This window comes from Sorangium sp. So ce1335 (assembly GCF_051521615.1).
In the GTDB taxonomy this organism is placed as follows: Bacteria; Myxococcota_A; Polyangia; order Polyangiales; family Polyangiaceae; genus Sorangium.
Map to the genome: position 1 here is coordinate 2,289,992 of NZ_CP150363.1, position 20,403 is coordinate 2,310,394.

The window sequence follows — 20,403 nt, forward strand, 5'->3', positions numbered from 1 at the left end:
CGCGCGACGTCCCGGCGCTTTCGTACTAGAGTCGCGCCGCCATGAACCGAAGGCCGACCGCCGCCCTCGCCTGCCTGCTGCTCGCCGCCTGCGCCTCGCCGGAACCCCGGCCGAAGGAGCCCCTCGGTCAGATCCCCGAGGCGACGACCACCGCGAAGCCCGAGTGGCTCCCGTTCCGCGTCCGCGCCGGCAAGAGCGTCGCCGCCGATCCGCGCGAGAAGCACCTCGCCGACCTCCGGCAGCTCACGTTCGGCGGCGAGAACGCCGAGGCGTACTGGTCGCCCGACGGCAGGAAGCTCGTGTTCCAGTCGACCCGCGACGGCAACAAGTGCGACCAGCAGTACGTCATCGACCTGGAGAGCGGCGACGTCCGCCGGGTCTCGAACGGCCAGGGCAAGACGACCTGCGGCTATTTCCTCTTCCCCGCGCCCGCTGCCCCGGCCGACGCGCGCGTCCTGTTCGCCTCCACCCACGCCGCCGGCGAGGCGTGCCCGCCGAAGCCCGACCATTCGCAGGGTTACGTGTGGCCGCTCGACGAGTTCGACATCTACACAGCGAAGCTCGACGGCTCGGATCTCCGCCCCCTCATCCAGGGCAAGGGCTACGACGCCGAGGCCACCGTCGCGTTCGACGGCTCGCGCATGGTGTTCACGAGCACGCGCGACGGGGACCTCGAGCTGTACACGGCGAAGCTCGACGGCTCCGACGTCCGGCGCATCACGAACACGCCCGGTTACGACGGTGGCGCGTTTTTCTCCCCTGACGGTACAAAGCTCGTGTGGCGGGCGAGCCGTCCGACCGGCGCCGCGCTCGACGACTACCGCGCGCTGCTCGCCAAGGGGCTCGTGCGCCCGAGCGCGCTCGAGATCTTCGTCGCGGACGCCGACGGGCAGAACGCGCGCGCGGTGACGAGGAACGGCCGCGCCAACTTCGCGCCCTACTTCCTGCCGGACTCGCGGCGCCTCGTCTTCGCCTCGGATTTCAGCACCCCGCAGGGCGCGCGCGGCATGCCGAACTTCGACATCTACCTTGTCGACCCCGAGGCGCCCCCGTCGGCGGACGGCGCGCCGCCCGTCGAGCGCGTCACCTTCTACGAGGGCTTCGACAGCTTCCCGATGTTCTCGCCGACCGGCGAGCACGTCGTCTTCGCCTCGAACCGGCACGGCGAGAAGCCGGGCGAGACCAACCTGTTCGTGGCCCGCTGGGTCGAATGACCTCGCCGCCGTCGCGGACCCGCGCGCCGGTCGCCCTCGCGTCGGCGTGCGCGCTCGCCGGCTGCTCCGGCGCCCCGGCCCAGCCGCCCCGCCCCGCCGAGCCCGCCGTCCCGCCGGCGGACATCGCGGGCGCCGCCTACACCTCGCCGGCGCGCTGGAGCTACCACCCCGCGGCGCCCGACGCCGCGGTCGCGTGGGCCCCCGCGGGCGCCGGCTGCGTCGTCGTGGCCCCGGGCGGCCAGCGCTGGACGGTGACGCCCGATCCCGAGGCGCCCGCGGACGCTCCCGCCGCCTCGCCGTCCGCGCGTTGCGCCGGCCAGGGCAGGGTGAGCGCCTCGCCCGCGCCGGAGGAGCTCACCGCGATCGTGCGGCGCTCGCCGGCCTCGTGGATGTTCGTCGGCGAGAGCGGGGCGATCTACGAGGCCTCCTCGCCGCTCGGCCAGCTCACGCGCACGCTCACGCCGCCCGAGCCGCTCGCGCAGGTCGCGGGCGCCGGCGGCGCGCTGCTCGGGGTGACCCGGGGCGGCGGCGTGCTCCGGTGGCGCGAGGATCTCGGCTGGAAGCCGGTCGCGCTCGACGGCGCCGCGGGGCAGGGTGGCTCCGTGCCGCCGCGCGCGTTCGGCGTCGCGATGGCCGAGGGCGGCAAGGCGCTCGCGCTCGCGCTGCCCGAGGCGCTGTTCGCGAGCGAGGACGGCGGCGCGACCTGGTCGCGCGCGCCGCTGCCGGCCATGGGCCTCTCGCGGGTCGGCGTCCTCGGCGGCGAGCTCCTCGCCGAGGGCCTCCTCGCGTCGGCGACCTGGGATCCGCGGCGCGCGCCCGCGTTCTCGCGCAGCGCGGCGGCGCTCCCGCGGGCCGACCTCGAGCTCGCCGTCTCGGCCCCGCGCGCCCCGTCCGCCGCCGCCGTGTGGTTCGGGCGGGCGGCGATGACAGGCGATCGCTATGTGGAGGCGGTCCGGCCGGACGACGCCGGCGCGCCGTGGCGCCTCGCGACCGGCCCCATCGAGGGCCCGCTCAAGGAGGCGCCCTTCCCGGGCACGGGCGAATGCGGCAGCATCAAGCTCGGCGCGAACGGCGCGAACGGTCGACGGATCGTCGCCGTGTGCTCCGAGCCGGACGGCGATCGCATCCTCGCGCGGGTGCTCCGCAGCGAGGACGGCGGCGCGACGTGGTCGCCCGCGGCCACGCTGGAGACGTCGGACATCGACCAGGTCGCCGTCGCGGTGGCGCCCGAGGGCGCGGCGCTCCTGACCGGCGCCTGCAAGCCGGTCGACGGCGCCGACGGCTGCAAGCCGACAGCGCCGCTGCTCCTGACGCACGACGGCGCCCGGCCCGACGCCCGCGCGGCGGTCGCCCTCGCGGCGGCCCCCACGCTGAGCGCCCCCGCCGCGCTGCCCGCGTTCTCGGCGGACGGGCGCTCCGCGTATTTCCTCGGCTACCGCGGCAAGGACGAGCGCCTCGCGCTGTTCGTCTCGCACGACGGCGGCGAGACGTTCGCGCCGCGCTCGCTCGACGCGACCGCCGCGGCGCCGGCGCCCCCGGCCGAGGACGCCGAGGATGAGGAAGCCGAGGGCGACGGCCCGTCGTCCGAGGGGCTCGAGATCGTCGAGGAGAGCGCGCTGCGCCCCGCGGACGACGGCGCCGTCGGCCTCCTGCTCTCGGATCGCGGCGCGCTCACGTACCTCACCGCCGACGAGGACGGCCGGGTGCTCACGGTGGCGGCCCCGCCGGCGGAGAGCGCGGCGCTCGCCGGCTTCGGCCGGCGCGTCGTCGCGCTCGCCTCGCGCGCGCCGCGCGCCGGCGCGGAGGACGTCGCGGTGCTCTGGGAGTCGCTCGACGGCGGCGTGAGCTGGTCGGAGCTCCCGGAGATGCCGGCGCTCTCGCGCGAGCTCGCGCAGACCCCGGTCGCGACGACGTGCGGCGCGAGCGGCTGCCTCTTCGGCGACGTCGCGACCCGCGTCGGCTGGGGCGGCCAGGCCGAGGGCGCGCCGCCGCGCGCGCCGGACCTCGGGCCGCGCGCGCAGCCCGCCGTGCGCACGCCCATCGTCTGCGAGACGCTGCCGTCGTCGAAGTGGACGCGCATCGACAACGTCGACTCGAGCGGCCTCGGCCTGCCCGACGCCGACGAGCTGCTGCGCGGCCGGTCGGTCTGGTCGCTGCTCACCCACGCGCCGAGCGGCGCCGTCGACGTCGTCTCCGCGATCCTCCCCGAGTCGGGCGCCGGCGAGGCGCGCATCGTCACGCGCTCGCTCTTGCCCGCGGTGCCGCCGGGGCCCGGGAGAGCGCGGGTCGCGACGAACGTCACGACGCAGATGGAGGGCTACGCCGTCGCCCGCGTGCGGCTCCCCGGCGGCGCGGCGAAGCCGGGCACGCCGATGCGCAACGTCGAGATCGCCTGGGAGAACTGGATGGATGGCACCTCCGGTCGCGGCGTGATCCCCGACGCCGGCCCGTTCGAGCTCGGCGACGTGAAGGTCGTCCCGGACGCGGCGCGACAGCCACCGTCGGGAGCGCGCCCCCAGCCCGGCGCGGCCGCGCGCCGCGCGCCGGCGCCCGAGGACCACTTCGACCCCGCGCTCCTGTCCGTCTCGCTGCACGGGCTCTTCCTCCGCCCTCACTCCGGCAGCGCGCACTCGGCGCTCACGTTCTTCTACGAGCCCTCCGGCAGGCTCCAGCGCTTCGAGTACCCGACCTGGCCCGCGTCGGGCGTCCGCGGCAGCCTCGACGTGCGCGGCGACGCCGTCCTCGCGGACGGCCAGCCCGTCGGCGTGGGCATGGTCCGGCCGGCGTCGAGCGGCCCGGTGACCGCGATGCTGCTCGCGCACCGCCCCGCCCCGGCGCCCTCCGGCGCGGCGGCCCCGCCGGACCCCGGCGCCCCGTGGGCGATCGACGCGGTGACGGTCGCGCCCCCGCCGGGGCGCGACCGCATCGTGCACACCGACTGGACCTACGCCGGCAAAGCGATCGGCGTGACGACGCTCGTCGCCGATCCCCGGCACGCGACGGCGTGGGCGATCTTCCAGTCCTTCCGCGGGGATGGAACGCTCGGCCCGGCGCAGCCGCTGCCCACGCCGCTCGACCTCGGCGACGCGCCGCGCGCCTGCTCGGCCGCCGAGCGCGCCGCGACCGCGCGCCACGAGGCGCCGCTCTTTCTCGGGAGCGAGGCGCTGTTCCCGGGTACGCGCCACCCCGTCCTGGTCACCGACGCGGCCGGCACCTCCGGCGCGCCCGAGGCGATGGTGCTCCTGACCGCGGCCATGGTGCTCCACGGCACGCCCGCCGCCCCGTGTGTCGCGGGCTGGGAGGCGCGATCGATCGGCCGAGCTCCTCTGTCGGCGATTGTCCCGGGCGATCTCGCGCGCTCGTGGCTGTTCCGGGCCGCGGCGGGCTCGTCCGGGGCGAGCGGCGCGTCCGTCGAGGTGCGCCCGATGACGTGCCGCTTCGACCCGGGCGCCAAGGTGCCGGAGGCGGTATGGAACGAGCCTGGCACCGCGCGTCCCGACCGCTGAGCGGCTGGCGACGATGGGGCCGGTGAGCGGTCGAGCCGAGGATGGGACACCCGGCGATCGGTGCAGTGCGCGCCTCGCCGGGCGGTTCGACGCGATGTTCGACGTGACGAATGAAATGCAGCAGATGGTGCGATGAAACGCTCCCGGATCCGATCTCGCGGTAAGCTTTTAACGGCCTCCGTCTGCGCCTCGGCGCTTGCGTTCGTGGTCCCCACGGCGATAGCCTGGCCGGCCTGAAAGGGAGGCGGCATGATCCGGAAGCGACGGCGGTTCGAGCTCAGGAAGACGCTGTTCCTGCTTCCGAACCTGATCACGCTCTCGTCCATATTCTGCGGCTTCGACTCGATCCGTCGCTCGGCGACCGCGCAGTCGGAGGACGATTTCTACCGCGCCGCGCTGCTGATCGTCTTCGCGATGTTCTTCGACACGCTCGACGGGCGCGTCGCGCGGATGACGAAGACCCAGAGCGCCTTCGGCCTGCAGATCGACTCGCTGGCTGACATCGTGTCGTTCGGCGTGGCGCCGTCGATCCTCGTGTACCAGTGGACGCTGCACCGCTTCGACCTCGCGGGGCTGCTCGTGTCGTTCTTCTTCACGGCGTGCGGCGCGGTCAGGCTGGCCCGCTTCAACGTCCTCTCGATGGGCGAGGCCGGCAAGCCCACGAAGCCCTCGAAGTACATCGTCGGCCTGCCTATCCCGGGCGCGGCGGGGATCCTTGTCTCGATCGTCGTCGCGAACCACGCCGCCGCCGGCGCGATCGGCGGCGAGCGCTACGCGTCGGCGATCCTCGCGACCACGACGCTCCTGTCGCTGCTGATGGTCTCGACCATCCGGTTCCGCTCGTTCAAGGATCTCCGCCTCAACGTGCGGACGGTGCTCTTCGTCGCGTTCGCGATCGGGTCGAGCGCGGTGATCTCGACGCAGCTCCAGCCGGCGTTCGTGCTCGTGTGGCTGCTCGGCTTCTACGTGCTGCTCGGGATCTTCGAGTCGCTCTGGCACCTGCCGGCGCGCCTCCGCGGCCTGCCGCGGGACTCCGTGCCTCCGCCCAGGGTGCCCCCGGCGGCCTGACGCGCGCCTGCCACGGTTCCCCGATTCCTCCGTTCCCTGCTCGCCCGCCGTCGCCGGCGTCGCGGCCCCACCGCTCGGGCCGGTTTTTGAGTAGACTGGGCGCGATGAAGAACCGCGTGTTCTTTCCGCAGGCCGCGCTCGACGACTGGATCGCGAGCGACCGCGTCGATCTGAACAACGACGAGCTTCTGATCAAGACCGAGGGGCGCCGCTACAAGATCATCGAGGCCATCCGGGTGCTCCGCGAGGTGACCGGCTCGGCGGACATCCACGAGGTGCTCGGCAGGGTCAAGACGCGCGCGTTCCTCCGGGAGCTCGGCGCGGAGATCCTCGAGGGCTCCATGATCATCGGCGACAACGCCTACGACGTGATCCCGGGCTTCATCGGCGCGCCGGTTGGCACCTTCGCCGAGCACCGCAAGGCGGCGCCGGCGGCGGCCGCGGCCAACAGCAGCCTGACCACCGACGAGGAGCTCCTCGCCGCGTTCCTGTCGAGCGACATGTAGCGGCGCCGCGTCGCGCCGCTCCGGCGGCCCCTGCCGGCGGCCGCGTGGGTGGAATGACGCGCCGCCGGTGCAAGCTCCGGGGCGCCCGGCCCGGCTCTTCCGCCCTGTCGGGCCCGTTCTTACGAGAGTACGCCCTCGCCTCTGCGGCCGGCGGGCTCTCCCCGGTGAGGCAGGCTATAACGGGGGCCATGCCCGAGGTCCTCTCCGGGATCAGCTTTGTGCTCGCCCTGCTGTTCTACGGCGCGGCGAGCGCCCTCTTCTTCCTCGACGTCGCCCGCAGCCGCGCGCGGCTCCCCTCCGTGTCCGATCTCCCGGGGCTCGGCGCGGCGGCGCACCACCACGACCCCGCCGCGCGGCCGAGCGCCGCGGCCGCGCTTCCCTCGCGGCACGCGCCCCTGCTGCTCGGCCTCGGCGCCCTCGGGCACGCCACCTACGTCACGTTCGCCAGCTTCGTCGCGCGCGTCTGCCCGGTCCACTCCGTTCACTTCATGCTCTCGGTCGCGTCCCTCCTCGCGATCGCCGTCTACCTCGTCGCCCGCCGCCGCTTCCGCATCGACGCGCTCGGGCTGCTCATCGGCCCGCTCGGGCTCGCCTTCCTGCTCGGCACCTTCTTCCTCGGGAAGCCGCACCCCGAGCCGAAGCTCAGCCCGCTGTTCATCGCGGCGCACGTGATGGCGAACCTGCTCGGCATCGCCCTCTTCCTGCTCGCCGGCGCCGCCGCCGCGCTCTACCTCGTCCAGGACAAGCGGCTCAAGAAGAAGCGGCACGTCGAGCGCCTCGGCAGCCTCCCGCCGCTCGACACCCTCGACCGCGCCGTCCACCGCTTCCTGATCGCCGGCTTCCCCTTGCTGACGCTCGGCATCGTCACGGGCACCTACTGGGCGCACCAGCTCGAGATGGGCCACCCCGAGGAGGTGATGCGCGTCGTCTTCGGCTACGCCACCTGGCTCCTCATCGCGCTCGTGCTGCTCCTGCGCGCCGCCGCGGGCTGGCGCGGCCGGCGCGCGGCGTACGGCACCATCGCGGGGCTCGCCTGCGCCGCGGCGGTGCTCGTCATCTATCTCGTCCGCCCCGCCGCGGGGCTCGGAGGCTAGGGGCAGGTGATCTTCGTCGGCCTCTCCCACAAGACCGCGCCCATCGAGGTGCGCGAGCGGCTCGCGATCGGGCGGAGCCAGCTCCCCGAGGTGCTCGCGCGCCTCACCGCCCACCCGGCCATCGCGGAGGCGCTCGTGCTCTCCACCTGCAACCGCGTCGAGGTCTACGCCTCCCCGCGGCAGCCGGCGCCGGGCCTCGTCCGCCCCGGGAGCCCGCCGTCCGCGCCCGACGACGAGCGCTCGCTGGAGAGCGAGGCGCTGCGCGCCGCCGTCTCGGTCCTCGTCGGCATCGGCGGGGACGCCGTCCGCGGCCACCTCGCCGGCCGGGTCGGCCCCGACGCCGTCGTCCACCTCTTCCGCGTCGCCGCCTCGCTCGACTCCATGGTCGTCGGCGAGCCGCAGATCCTCGGGCAGATGAAGGAGGCCATCGAGATCGCCCGCGGGGCGAAGACCCTCGGCGCCCGGCTCGGCCGCGCGGCGCACCGGGCGATCAAGGTCGGCAAGCGCGTGCGCACCGAGACGGCGATCGGCGCCGGCCAGGTCTCGGTCTCCAGCGTCGCCATCGATCTCGCCCGCCAGATCTTCACCGATCTCGCCGGCCACACGGCGCTGCTCATCGGCGCCGGCGAGATGGCCGAGGCCGCCTCGAAGCTCCTCGTCCGCGCCGGCGCCCGCCTCGTCGTCGTCAACCGCAGCCCGGAGCGCGCCGCCGCGCTCGCCCGCGAGGTCGGCGGCGAGCCCCGCCCCTGGTCCGATCTCGAGCGCGCCGTCGTCGAGGCCGACATCGTCGTCTCGTCGACCTCGAGCCCGAGCTACGTCGTCACGCTCGATCTCGTCCGCCGGGCCCGCAAGGCGAGGAAGGGCAGGAGCCTGTTCCTCATCGACATCGCCGTCCCGCGCGACATCGACCCGGCCGTCAACAAGCTCGACAACGTCTACCTCTACGACGTCGACGACCTCTCGCAGATCGTGGCGCAGTCCGTCGAGGGGCGCGCCGCCGAGGCGGCGCGGGCCGAGGCGATCGTCGTGGACGAGGCGCAGGCCTTCGAGGCGTGGACGCTCGAGCGCGCCCTGACGCCCACGATCGTGGGCCTGCGGGCGCGCACGCGCTCCATCCTCGCGGCCGAGGTCGAGCGCAGCCTCTCCGGCAAGCTCCGGCACCTCGGCCCGGCCGAGCGCCAGGCGCTCGCGCTCATGGTCGACGCCGCCACGAACAAGCTGCTCCACGTGCCCACCACCCGCCTCCGCGCGATGGCCTCCGATCCGCGGGTCGGCGAGCACGTCGACTCGCTCCGGGAGCTGTTCGACATCGACGACGCGCCGGTCGACAGCGGCGCCGCCCGGGCGCTCGCCGAGGGCGAGCTTCGCGACGACGCGGACGACCGGCGCACGCCGCTGTCCGCCCGCGGGGCCGAGCCGCCCGCCTCCGGCGACCGCGGCGTCGACGCCGCGCTCCGGCAGGCCGGTCCGCGCCCCCACGCCGCAGACGGGCCGCGGCCCCACGTCTCGGAGGAAAGCGGCCACCATGCCCGGCAGCCCAGCGCGCGACCCCAGCCCGCCGAGGCCGGCGTCCTGGCCGTCGCGAATCCGGCCGCGGCGGTGCGCGCGGCTGGGTTAAAAGGAGCGTGACCGACATGGAGCTCACCCTCGCCACGCGCCGCTCGGCGCTCGCCCTCGCCCAGTCCCGCGCCTTCGCCCGTTCCCTCGAGGCGGCGGTGCCTGGCCTCGCCCTCCGCGAGCTCGAGGTGGTGACCTCGGGCGACAGGACCCAGGACCGCTCGCTCCAGGACATCGGCGGTAAAGGCCTGTTCATCAAGGAGCTCGAGGAGGCGCTGCTCGACGGGCGCGCCGACTTCGCGGTCCACTCGATCAAGGACGTCCCCGCCGAGATCGCCCCGGCGCTGTGCCTCGCGTGCATCCCCGCCCGGGAGGATCCGCGCGACGTGATCGTCACCCGGAGCGGCGCCCCGCTCGCCGAGCTGCCGGCGGGCGCCCGCGTCGGGACGTCGAGCCTCCGCCGCGCTGTCGCGCTGCGCGAGGCGCGTCCGGACCTCCAGATCGAGCCGGTCCGCGGCAACGTCGACACCCGGCTGCGCAAGGTGACCGACGGCGCGTTCGACGCGGTGGTGCTGGCGCTCGCCGGCCTGAAGCGCCTCGGCATCGCGGACCGCGCCACGGAGGTGCTGTCGCCCGAGGTCTCGCTGCCCGCGATCGGCCAGGGGGCGCTCGGCATCGAGTGCCGCACGGAGGACGGGCGCGTGCGCGACGTCCTCGGGGCGCTCGAGGACCGCGAGACGACGACCTGCGTCACCGCGGAGCGCGCCGTGATGGCCGCCGTGGAAGGGAGCTGCCGCACCCCCGTGGCCGCCTACGCGGTGCGCGACGGCGGCGCGCTCTGGCTGCGGGCGTTTCTCGCCGAGCCCGACGGCTCCCGGCTGCGCAGGGGAGAGCGGCGCGCCGCGTGGCCCGGCGACCTGCGCGAGGCGGCGCGCCTCGGCGAGGACCTCGGGGCGCAGCTCAGGCAAGGCTGAGCCGCCCAGCGCTCCATGCCGGGCCACGTCGCCCTCGTCCTCCACGCCCACCTGCCGTATGTGCGCCACCCCGAGCACGCCCGCTCGCTGGAGGAGCGCTGGCTCTTCGAGGCGCTCTGGGAGTGCTACCTCCCCCTGCTCGGGGTCCTCGATCGCCTCGCCGCCGATCGCGTCGTCGCCCCGCTGACCCTCTCCGTCTCGCCGCCGCTCCTCGCGATGCTGCGCGACGCGCTGCTCCTGCGCCGGTTCGAGGATCACCTCCGCCGGCTGACCGCGCTCGCCGCCCGGGTCGAGGCTCGCCTCGCCGGGAGCGGCTTCGCGCCCGCCGTCGCGTTCTACCGCGCGCGGCTCGCCGACGCGGCGAGCGCCTGGGCGGCGCTGGGCGGCGACGTCCCGGGCGCCCTGGTCCGCCATGCACGGGCCGGCCGCATCGAGCTCCTCACCACGGCCGCGACGCACGCCTACCTGCCCGGCCTGCTCCCGACGCCGGCGTCGATCCGCGCGCAGCTCCGGCTCGGCCGCCGCGCGTTCGCGGCCTTCACCGGCGCGCCCGAGCCCCGCGGCTTCTGGCTTCCCGAGTGCGCCTACGCGCCGCCCGTCGACGCCGACCTCGCCGCGGCGGGTGTCCGCTTCACCGTCCTCGACGCCCACGCCCTCGCGCTCGCCGCGCCGCCCGCGTCCGCCGGCGCCGCCGTCCCCGTCCTCTCGCCGGCGGGCGTCGCGTGCTTCGGTCGCGACCGCGACAGCGCCCGCGAGGTCTGGTCGCGCGACGCCGGCTACCCGGGCCACCCCGACTACCGCGAGTTCTACCGCGACGTCGGGCTCGACCTGCCCGAGCGCGAGCTCGACGGCGAGATCGGCCCCGACGGCGTCCGGCTCATGACCGGCCTCAAGCTCCACCGCGTGACCGGGCCCGGCCCCGACAAGGCGCCCTACGACCCGGCCCGCGCGTCCGCGCAGGCGCGCGCGCACGCCGCGGAGTTCGTGGCCCGCCGCGAGGCCGCGCTCGCGTCGGTCCGCAGCGCGCCGGCCCCGCCCATCCTCGTCGCCCCGTACGACGCAGAGCTCTTCGGCCACTGGTGGCTGGAGGGCCCCGAGTTCCTCGAGCACGCCCTGCGCGGCCTCGCGGCCTCGGCGCATGCCGTCCCGATCGCGCTCGGCGCCTACCTCGAGCGCCACCCGCCCGCCGAGGTCGTCGCGCCTGCCGCCTCGACCTGGGGCGAGGGCGGGTTCGGCGCGTACTGGACCGGCCCGAGCGCGGCGCGCCTCTGGCGACACGTCCACCACGCCGAGCGCGCCGTGCTGCACGCGCTCTCGTATCGCCGCGACGCCGGAGGCCTGCCCGGCCGCGCGCTGGAGCAGGCGATCCGCGAGCTCCTCCTCCTTCAATCGAGCGACTGGGCGTTCATGATGTCCGCGGGCGAGATGGTCTCCTATGCAGAGGCGCGCGCCAGCGCCCACGCGGCCCGCGCCCGCCGGCTCGCGGACCTCGCCCTGCAACCCTCGGCGACGGCCGCCGACGTCGCCTGGCTCGATGCCGTCTGCGCGCTCGACCCGTTCCTCGCCGAGCTCTCGGGCCCCGCGCTGCGCGACGCCTTCGATCCATGGCGCTGAGTCGCGCTCCGTCGCGTCACCTCACCCCGGGACCTCCCGCGGCCTCGTCGCGACCCTCTCTACCCGGCGCCGTGATTCCACCCGGGTTGAATTATTCTACGACGGTATTCTCGTCGCAGCGGCCGATCGCGCGCCCGAAGCGCTGCGCTCGTCGAATCCGTGTCGGGCGCGAGCAATGCGTCCGCCGGCCCCCGGCTACGTTTCTCGACCTTTCCGGCGCCATCTTTCCGGAAGATGACCGGCCATTCACCTTTGCGTTTCTTTGCATTTCATTGCCGGCCGCGCCCTTGTGCAACCCTGACATCGTCGCGCAGCACGTTTTTCTCGAGCACGAAGTGCGAGGCGGACGTAGACAAGGCCCGGATCACCCCCTTGATGACCGGCGGGTCAGGACCCTACTGTGGTGCCCGCCGGCTTTGCTCCTGGACCGCACCGGCAGGCGCTGGCAAGAAACCGGGCGGACTCCCCATGACACATCCTCCTTGCGGACCCGAGCGCCGTGTCGCTCGATCGGCCTTCGGCGCTCGTAGCGCCGCCTCGAATCACACCCGCGCCGCGCTCCTCGCGGCGCTCCTCGCGGCCCTCGCGGCGCCCGCGTTGACCGCCTGCAGCCGCTCCGACGCGGGCACGCCGCCGTCGCCGGCGCGCGACACCGCGGCGCCGCGCGAGAAGCCCGCCGTGCGCTTCGGCAAGGTCGTCGCGCGCCCGCTCGCGCAGACGCTCGACATCAGCGGCACGCTCGTCGCCGACGAGACGAGCGAGGTAGCCACGCAGGTGGCCGGCCTGGTGCTGAGCGTCGGGGTCGACGTTGGCTCGCGGGTCAAGAAGGGCGACCCGCTCGTCGTGCTCGACGCGCGCAACGCCGCGCTCCAGTCGCAGGCGGCCTCCGCCGCCGTCGCGCAGGCCCGCGCCAAGCTGGCGCTGCCCGAGGGGGCGTCGCCGAAGGGGATCGACCCCGACCAGGTGCCCGAGGTCCGCGCCGCGAAGCAGAGCATGGAGCTCGCGAAGGCCGAGGCCGAGCGGGTGAAGCAGCTCTACGACCAGGGCGCCGTCGCCCAGTCGACCTGGGACGCGGCGCGCACGCAGGCCCAGAACGCGGCCGCGCAGTACGAAGCCGCGGTCAACGGCATCCGCGCGACGGTCGCGGCGCTGTCGTCCGCGCAGGCGCAGGCGGGGCTCGCCTCGAAGTCCGTCGCCGACACGACGGTGCGGGCGCCGTTCGACGGCGCCGTCTCCGAGAAGCGGATCAGCGTCGGCGAGTTCGCGGGCCCGGGCCGCGTGGTCGCGGTCGTGGTCCGCGACAACCCGCTGCGGCTCCGCATCGACGTGCCCGAGGCGGACATCGCGCAGATCGAGATCGGCAAGCCCGTCAGCATCTCGGTCGCCGCCTTCCCCAACGTCCGGTTCCCGGGCGTCGTGAAGCGGATCGGCGCGAGCCTCAAGGAGTCGTCGCGCACGCTCCCCGTCGAGGCCGAGTTCGACAACAGCGAGGGCAAGCTCCGCCCCGGGCTCTTCGCGCAGGGCCAGCTCGCGCTGACCGGCGAGTCAAAAACGGCGATCCTCGTGCCCGAGGCGGCGATCGGCTCCTCCGGCACGAGCGCGCGCGTGTTCGTGCGGTCGGGCGATCGCGTGACCGAGCGGCTGGTCAAGACGGGCCGCAAGGTCGACGGCCTCGTCGAGGTCATCGGCCCGCTCACCGAGGGCGAAGAGGTCGCGATCGACAAGGTGGACCAGCTCGCGGACGGCATCGAGGTCGCTCCGGCGCAGTGAGCCGAGCACCGGCGTCTCATTACTGAGGAAAGGTAGCGACCATGCAATGGCTCGCGGCAATCTGCATCCGTAGGCCGGTGTTCGCCTCGGTGATCGTCCTGCTGCTCACGGTGCTCGGGGCGTTCTCCTACTTCGGCCTCGGCGTGGACCGGTTCCCCAAGGTGGAGTTCCCGTTCATCGTCGTGACGACGGTCCTCCCCGGCGCGGCGCCCGAGGAGGTGGAGACGGAGATCTCCGACAAGCTCGAGTCCGCGGTCAACACCATCAGCGGCATCGACGAGCTGCGGTCTGTCTCGGTCGAGGGCCTGAGCCAGGTCATGATCTCCTTCCAGCTCGAGAAGGACGTCGACGTGGCCGCGCAGGAGGTCCGGGACAAGGTCGATAGCATCCTGGCCGAGCTCCCGGAGGGCATCGAGCCGCCGATCGTCGGCAAGCTGGATCCGGACGCCGCCCCGATCCTCACGCTCGCTGTCTCGTCCCCGAAGGCGGACGTCCGCGAGGTGACCGAGTTCGCCGACAAGACGCTGCGGCGCGAGCTGGAGTCGCTCCCCGGTGTCGGCCAGGTGCTCGTCATCGGCGGCCGGAGCCGCCAGATCAACATCTGGATCGATCCGGAGAAGCTCGAGAAGTACGCGCTGACGGGGGGCGTCGTCGCGCAGGCGCTGGCGACCCAGAACGTCGAGATCCCGGCCGGCCGCATCGAGCAGGGCGGCAGGGCGCTCACGCTGCGGACGCGCGGCCGCGTGCAGTCGGTCGAGCAGATGGCGGACATCGTGCTCGCGAACCGCGACGGCTACTCCGTCCGGCTCGGCGACGTCGCGGAGGTCCAGGACGGCATGGCAGAGCCGGAGTCGGCGGGCTTCCGCGGCCTCGACCCCGCCGTGCTCCTCAGCATCCGCAAGCAGAGCGGGACGAACACCGTGGAGGTCATCGACGGGCTCAAGGCGCGCATCAGCGAGGTCGAGAAGCGCCTCCCGGCGGGCTACGAGATCGTCATCGCGCGCGACCAGTCGGAGTTCATCAAGAACTCGGTCAACGCCGTGAAGGAGCACCTCGTGCTCGGCGCGCTGCTCGCCGCCATCATCGTCGCCCTGTTCCTCGCGAACGCCCGCAGCACGATGATCTCCGCGATCGCCATCCCCACGAGCATCATCTCCACCTTCGCGCTGATGAAGGTGGCTGGCTTCACGCTCAACGGGATCACGCTCCTCGCGCTGACGCTGGCGGTCGGCATCGTGATCGACGACGCGATCGTCGTCCTCGAGAACTGCTACCGCTGGATCGAGGAGAAGGGCGTGAGCCCGTGGGAGGCTGCGCTCCAGGGCACGCGGGAGATCGGCCCCGCGGTGCTCGCGACGACGCTCTCGCTGGTCGCGGTGTTCGTCCCGGTCGCGTTCATGAGCGGCATCGTCGGCCGCTTCCTGAACTCGTTCGGCCTCACGATGGCGTTCTCGATCCTTGTCTCGCTGATCGTGAGCTTCACCCTCACGCCGATGCTGTCGGCGCGGTGGCTGAAGAAGCCGGACAAGCACGCCGGCCACAGCTCCAAGGAGTCGCGCTTCTACGGGCCGATCGAGCGCGGCTACATGGCGCTCCTCCGCTGGTCGATGGCGCACCGCTGGGTGATCGTGCTCGCGTCGGTCCTGGCGCTCGTCTCGATCCCGGTGCTGGGCGGCATCGCGAAGTTCAACTTCCTCCCGATCGAGGACGAGTCGCAGTTCCAGGTCAGCCTCCGCGCGCCCGAGGGCGTGAGCCTCGACGGCACCCGCGTCGTCGCCACGCGGATCGCGGCGGACATCGAGAAGATCCCTGGCGTGAGCTACACGCTGACGACGATCGGCGACGACCCGCAGATGACGCCGAACCTCGCCAACATCTACGTGAAGCTCCTGCCCGCGGGCGAGCGCGACCTGTCGCAGCAGGACCTCATCGACCGCGCCCGGCGCGAGCTCCAGCCGAAGTTCGACGCGGAGAAGCTCCGCGCGAACATCGGCCCCGTGCCCGCGTTCTCGGGCGGCCAGAGCTTCCAGATCGCCTACCAGGTCCAGGGCCCCGACCTCCAGAAGATCGGGCAGTACTCCGACGTGCTGCTGCAGAGGCTCAAGGCGATCCCGGGCGTCGTCGATCCGGACACGTCGCTGCTCGTCGGCAAGCCGGAGATCCGGGTGATCATCGACCGCAAGAAGGCCGCCGATCTCGGCGTGCAGGTCGGCGACGTGGCGAGCACCCTGCGCCTGCTCGTCGGCGGGTACAAGGTGTCGACCTACAACGAGGGCGGCGAGCAGTACGAGGTGCGCGCGCGCGCGCTGCCGAGCTTCCGGTCCGACAAGGAGGGCCTCGCGAAGATCACGGTGCCCTCGACCAAGCTCGGCGCGGTCACGCTCGACAACGTGGTGACGTTCACCGAGGGGACGGGCCCGTCGCGCATCGAGCGGTACAACCGGCAGCGGCAGGTCATGCTCATGGCCAACCTCGAGGCGGGCTACTCGCAGCAGACCGTCGTCCAGGAGCTCGACAAGGCCGTGGCGGAGATGAACCTCGCGTCCGGCTACTCCGCCGGGCCGGTCGGCGCGTCGAAGGAGCTCGTCAAGATGATGAAGAGCTTCCTCGTCGCCCTCCTGCTCTCGCTCGTCTTCATGTACCTGGTGCTCGCCGCGCAGTTCGAGTCGTGGCTGCACCCGATCACCATCCTCCTGTCGCTGCCGCTGACGGTGCCGTTCGCGTTCCTGGCGGTCATCATCTTCCGGCAGTCGCTCAACATCTTCTCGCTGCTCGGCATCGTCGTGCTGTTCGGCGTCGTGAAGAAGAACTCGATCCTCCAGATCGACCACACCATCAAGCTGCGCGAGCACGGCCTGCCGCGGGCGCAGGCCATCCTCGAGGCGAACCGCGACAGGCTCCGGCCGATCCTGATGACCACGCTCGCGTTCGTGGCCGGCATGATCCCGCTCGTCGCCTCGAGCGGCGCGGGCTCGGGGACGAACCGCGCGACCGGGTTCGTGATCATCGGCGGGCAGACGATGGCGCTGCTCCTGACGCTGCTCGCGACCCCGGTCGCCTACTCGCTCTTCGACGACATCTCGTCGTGGCTGAAGCGGGTCCTGCCCTTCATGCGGGGCAGCGACGACCAGGGGGATCCTCGCGGGGCGGGCGGCGCTGCTCCGCCCGGCGAGGGGCCCGCCGCGCCGGAGCCCCACGGCGCCGCGGCGCGCGTCGCGCTCGCGCACGACGGGGGCCGGCCGGCCCAGGCTCACGTCGACTGATCACGTCCACCGTCCGCGCTCCGAGGGCCGCGGCGCGCCGCGCCCGGCCCCGGAGCGGCCGCGGCGCGGCTCACTCCGCGTCGCCGTGGACCTTGCGCAGGATCACATCCAGCAGACCGTCGAAGGCGTCGCGCATCGCCCAGGCCTGGGCGGCGTTGTCGTCGAGCCCGGCCGCCTTGCGGCGCCCCTCGGCGAGCGCCCGCTTCGGGCCCCGGCACGCGCGGCCGAGCCGGCGCTCCATGTCGAGCGCGGCGCCCTCGTAGATGTGATAGCAGGACGCGAAATCCCCCTCGTTGTAGAGGGGCGAGCCGACCTGGATCGCGCCGTCCATCGTCCGCGCCAGCACGAGCAGGTCGCCCTCCGTGCAGCCGCGGAGCAGCGACAGCGCGTGGTGCGGCACCGATCGCTTGACCGCCGGGAGCGCCTGCTCCTCCTCGGCCGTCTCGGCCGCGAACGTCGAGAGCGGGACGGGATCGGGGCGCACGAGCAGCTTCTTCAGGTAGTCCGCGGGGACGCCGAAGTTGAGGTTCTGCCCCTGCGTCGCGACCGCCGCTGCGACGCCGATCACCTCGCCGCGCTCGTTGAACAGCGGCCCGCCCGAGGAGCCCGGCGCGATCGGCGCGGAGATCTGGAGCAGCGTCAGCGCGGGGTCGACGACGCGGACGGCGCTCACGAGGCCGTTCGACACGGTGTCGGCGAGGCCGAGCGGATGGCCGATCGCGACGACCGGATCGCCCGGGCGGACCGCGCGGCTGTCGCCGAGCGGCAGCAGCGGGAGCTTCCGCGGCGCGTGGATCCGGACGATCGCGAGGTCGCGCTCCTCGTCGAACGCGAGCACCTCGAGCACCGGGTGCTCGCTCTGGTCCCAGAGGACGACCTTGAGGTCCGGCATCCCGGCGATGACGTGGAAATTCGTCGCGATCCAGCCGTCCTCGCGGACGAGGAAGCCCGCCCCGAGCGATCCGTCGCCGCGGATGGTGACGACGGCCGGCGTGGCGCGCGCCGCGATCTGGGCGGGCGTCATCACGGCGGGCTGCGGTGCCGAGGCCGCCGGCTGGCCGGAGGCGCCCGCGCCGCAGCCGAGCGCCGCGAGCGCCGCCGCGGCGACGAGGCAGGAGAGGCGCGGCCATCCGGGCCGTCGCGGGGGCGGGGGGCGCGAGGGAGGAGCGGCGCAGGGGCGCCGGTCGTCGTCATGGAGCTCGCCTGGCAGGCTGCGGTGATTCATGTCGCTCCCTGGGGTGCCGCTCAGGGGCGGTCGCCCACCACGAAGCGTAACGAAGACCCGCCGGATCGTCTCGCGCGCCGGAGAAAATTGAAGCGCGTCCGCATATGCTGTCGCGGTGAGCCAGAACCTCGACGCGCGCGATCCGATCTTCGCCCTCAGCGACGAATTCGTCGAAGCCTTCGCCGCCCAGTGCCCTGCCCATGCCACCCTGGCCGGCCTGCCGTGCGACGACGGCGCCTGGAACGACTGGAGCCCGAGCGGCGCCGCGTCCTGGGCCTCCACGGTCGCGTCCTTCCAGGAGCGGCTGCGGGCGCTGCCGCCCCCGCGCGGTCCGGAGGCGCAGTGGGGGCGCCTCGCACGCCGTGTGATGGCCGATCACCTGGACGAGCGGCTCGACGATTTCCGCCACGGCGAGCACCTGCGCGACCTCAACAACATCGAGTCGCCGTTCCAGCACCTCCGGATGGTCTTCGACCTGATGGACCTCCAGACCGCCGCCGGCTGGGAGGCCGTCGTGTCGCGCCTCGAAGGCCTCTCGCAGGCCTGCGAGAGCTACCGCGCTTCGCTCGAGGAGGGGCGCCGGACGGGGCAGGTCGCCGCGCGCCGCCAGGTGCGCGCGGTCATCGAGCAGGCGCGCTTCCAGGCGGGCGAGGCGTCGTTCTTCCTCACGCTGCCGGCCGCCTACGAGGCGTCCGGGCTCGCCACGGGCGCCGGCCGCGCGCGCCTCGCCGCCGGGGCCGAGCGGGCGCGCGCCGCGTTCGGCGCGTTCGCCGGCTACCTGGAGCAGACGTACCTGCCGAGCGCCCGCGACGAGGACGCGGTGGGGGAGGAGCGCTACCTGCGGTCCGCGCGCCGCTTCCTCGGCATGAGCATCGACCCGATCGAGACCTACGCCTGGGGGTGGTCCGAGGTGCACGCCATCGAGGCGCGGATGGCCCGCCTCGCCGCCGAGATCCTCCCTGGGGCGTCGCTGCCCGAGGTGATCCAGGTGCTCGAGACCGACCCCGCCCGCTGCGCGCCGGACGCCGGCGCGTTCCTCCGCATCATGTCCGAGCGCCAGCGGAAGGCGCTCGCAGAGCTCGACGGCGTCCACTTCGACATCCCCGCGCCCATCCGCCACATCGACGTGAAGCTGGCCCCGCCGGGCGGCGCGCTCGGCGCGTACTACGTGCCCCCGAGCGACGGCTTCAAGCGGCCCGGCACCATCTGGTATGCGCCGGGCTCGAAGCGGATGTTCCCGCTCTACGAGGAGATCACCACCGCGTACCACGAGGGCTTTCCCGGCCATCACCTGCAGTGCGGGCTCCAGGTGTACCTCGATGATCGGCTGAGCCGGCTCCACCGCTTCCTCGTGACGAACTCCGGTTACGCGGAGGGGTGGGCGCTCTACGCCGAGCAGCTGATGTACGAGCTCGGTTATTTCGAGCGCCCTGACTACGTGCTCGGGATGCTCACGGGCAAGCTGACGCGCGCCTACCGCGTCGTGCTCGACATCGGCATGCACCTCGGGCTGTCGATCCCCGCGCACGCCCCGCTCCACGCCGGGGAGCCGTGGCGCTACGAGAGCGCGGTCGAGTACCTCCACCGCCGGGCTTTCCTCACGCTGGAGCACGCGCATAGCGAGGCGACGCGCTACCTCGGATGGCCCGGGCAGGCGATCTGCTACAAGGTCGGCGAGCGGGTCGTCCTGGAGCTTCGCGAGGAGCTGCGGCGCCGGCAAGGGGAGGCCTTCGACCTGAAGGCATTTCACGCCAAGGTGATCGGCTCAGGGTCGGTCGGGCTCGATCATCTGCGCGAGATCGTCCTCGACGACGGCGCGGGCGACGCCGCGCCCTGAGCGGCGCCCCGCGCCGCCGCGCGCCTCGGTCACCGGCGCGCCGCGCCGCGCCCGGCCGCCCTGGCGGCTCGACGCCGGGGGCTGCGCGTGCAAATCGAGGCGGGTGAGCTCTCCTCAAGCGAGCGACGCCCCCGAGGCGCGGCCGAGCGGCTCGGACCTCTGCACCGCGTGCGGCCTCTGCTGCACCGGGCTTCTCTTCGACATCGCGCCGCTCGAGGAGCACGAGCTCCCGCTCGCCGAGAAGCTGCGCCTGCCGCTCGCCTGCAATCAGTACCACGACGCCTTCCGGCTGCCGTGCCCCTGCCACCTCGACCGCAGGTGCACCGTCTACGAGACGCGCTTCTCCGTGTGCAGCAGCTACGAGTGCGGCCTGCTCCGGCGCTGCAAGGCGGGCGAGGTGCCGCTCGACGAGGCGCTGTCCCGGGTCGAGCGCGTGCTCCGCCTCGCGGACGCCGTGCGCCGGCGCGTGCCCGCGCAGGAGCCGCCCCGCCCGCTCTGGGACGAGGCCCGCGAGCACCTCCGCCGGCGCGACGCCGAGGACGCGTCGCCTGCATGGCGGAGCGAGCGGGCGTCGATCGTCGCCGCGCTCGACGAGCTCAGGGCCGCGTGCAGGGAAGGGCTCGATCCGTAGCCACCAGGGTGGCCTGGAGAGGCCGCCTGCACAGGACACGGGGCGCGACGACAGCAGCGGTGTTTTCTGTCTCCTCCGTGGGATCGAGCCGCCGATTCGCAACACCGCTCCTCGGGCGTTCTCCCGCGGTCCTTCTCTCATGAA

The 20,403-nt window shown here is 73.7% G+C and carries 13 protein-coding genes; 12 read left to right on the plus strand and 1 reads right to left on the minus strand.

What is annotated here, in order from left to right; genetic code table 11:
- The first annotated feature begins 41 nt into the window (after positions 1-41).
- The 10 genes from WMF24_RS08475 to WMF24_RS08520 all read left to right on the plus strand — a co-directional run bounded on the left by WMF24_RS08475 (position 42) and on the right by WMF24_RS08520 (position 16,566).
- Positions 42-1,214 (plus strand): hypothetical protein, encoded by a 1,173-nt coding sequence (locus WMF24_RS08475; protein WP_437735865.1) that lies wholly within the window; start codon positions 42-44, stop codon positions 1,212-1,214.
- Positions 1,211-4,720, plus strand: coding sequence for a hypothetical protein (locus tag WMF24_RS08480; RefSeq protein ID WP_437735866.1), 3,510 nt, complete (start codon positions 1,211-1,213; stop codon positions 4,718-4,720). The genes WMF24_RS08475 and WMF24_RS08480 overlap by 4 nt, the downstream gene beginning before the upstream one ends.
- Before the next feature lie 249 nt (positions 4,721-4,969).
- A complete protein-coding gene (pssA, locus tag WMF24_RS08485) occupies positions 4,970-5,788 on the plus strand; it encodes a CDP-diacylglycerol--serine O-phosphatidyltransferase (RefSeq protein ID WP_437735867.1) in 819 nt (272 codons plus the stop codon).
- 104 nt (positions 5,789-5,892) lie between these two features.
- Entirely contained in the window at positions 5,893-6,294 is a 402-nt protein-coding gene (locus WMF24_RS08490; RefSeq protein WP_437735868.1) for a hypothetical protein, read from the plus strand.
- Positions 6,295-6,482: 188 nt separating this feature from the next.
- Positions 6,483-7,388, plus strand: coding sequence for a cytochrome c biogenesis protein CcsA (gene ccsA, locus WMF24_RS08495; protein WP_437735869.1), 906 nt, complete (start codon positions 6,483-6,485; stop codon positions 7,386-7,388).
- A gap of 6 nt (positions 7,389-7,394) precedes the next feature.
- A complete protein-coding gene (gene hemA / locus WMF24_RS08500; RefSeq protein ID WP_437735870.1) occupies positions 7,395-9,017 on the plus strand; it encodes a glutamyl-tRNA reductase in 1,623 nt (540 codons plus the stop codon).
- Positions 9,014-9,919, plus strand: coding sequence for a hydroxymethylbilane synthase (gene hemC, locus WMF24_RS08505; RefSeq protein WP_437735871.1), 906 nt, complete (start codon positions 9,014-9,016; stop codon positions 9,917-9,919). The genes hemA and hemC overlap by 4 nt, the downstream gene beginning before the upstream one ends.
- Before the next feature lie 15 nt (positions 9,920-9,934).
- Positions 9,935-11,533: a glycoside hydrolase family 57 protein gene (locus WMF24_RS08510; protein WP_437735872.1), complete on the plus strand. Its 1,599-nt coding sequence runs from the start codon at positions 9,935-9,937 to the stop codon at positions 11,531-11,533.
- A 468-nt stretch (positions 11,534-12,001) separates the two neighbouring features.
- Positions 12,002-13,303 carry an efflux RND transporter periplasmic adaptor subunit gene (locus tag WMF24_RS08515; RefSeq protein ID WP_437735873.1) on the plus strand — a complete coding sequence of 434 codons (1,302 nt, stop codon included), beginning with the start codon at positions 12,002-12,004 and terminating at the stop codon, positions 13,301-13,303.
- A 41-nt stretch (positions 13,304-13,344) separates the two neighbouring features.
- Entirely contained in the window at positions 13,345-16,566 is a 3,222-nt protein-coding gene (locus WMF24_RS08520; RefSeq protein ID WP_437735874.1) for an efflux RND transporter permease subunit, read from the plus strand.
- A gap of 70 nt (positions 16,567-16,636) precedes the next feature.
- On the opposite strand, the gene WMF24_RS08525 is transcribed toward WMF24_RS08520, so the two are convergent.
- Positions 16,637-17,791, minus strand: a complete 1,155-nt coding sequence (locus WMF24_RS08525) for a S1C family serine protease (protein WP_437735875.1) — start codon at positions 17,789-17,791, stop codon at positions 16,637-16,639.
- Between the two features lie 115 nt (positions 17,792-17,906).
- Here WMF24_RS08525 and WMF24_RS08530 point away from each other — a divergent pair, with 115 nt between their 5' ends.
- A complete protein-coding gene (locus WMF24_RS08530) occupies positions 17,907-19,628 on the plus strand; it encodes a DUF885 domain-containing protein (protein ID WP_437735876.1) in 1,722 nt (573 codons plus the stop codon).
- Positions 19,629-19,731: 103 nt separating this feature from the next.
- A complete protein-coding gene (locus WMF24_RS08535; RefSeq protein WP_437735877.1) occupies positions 19,732-20,259 on the plus strand; it encodes a hypothetical protein in 528 nt (175 codons plus the stop codon).
- Positions 20,260-20,403: the final 144 nt, after the last annotated feature.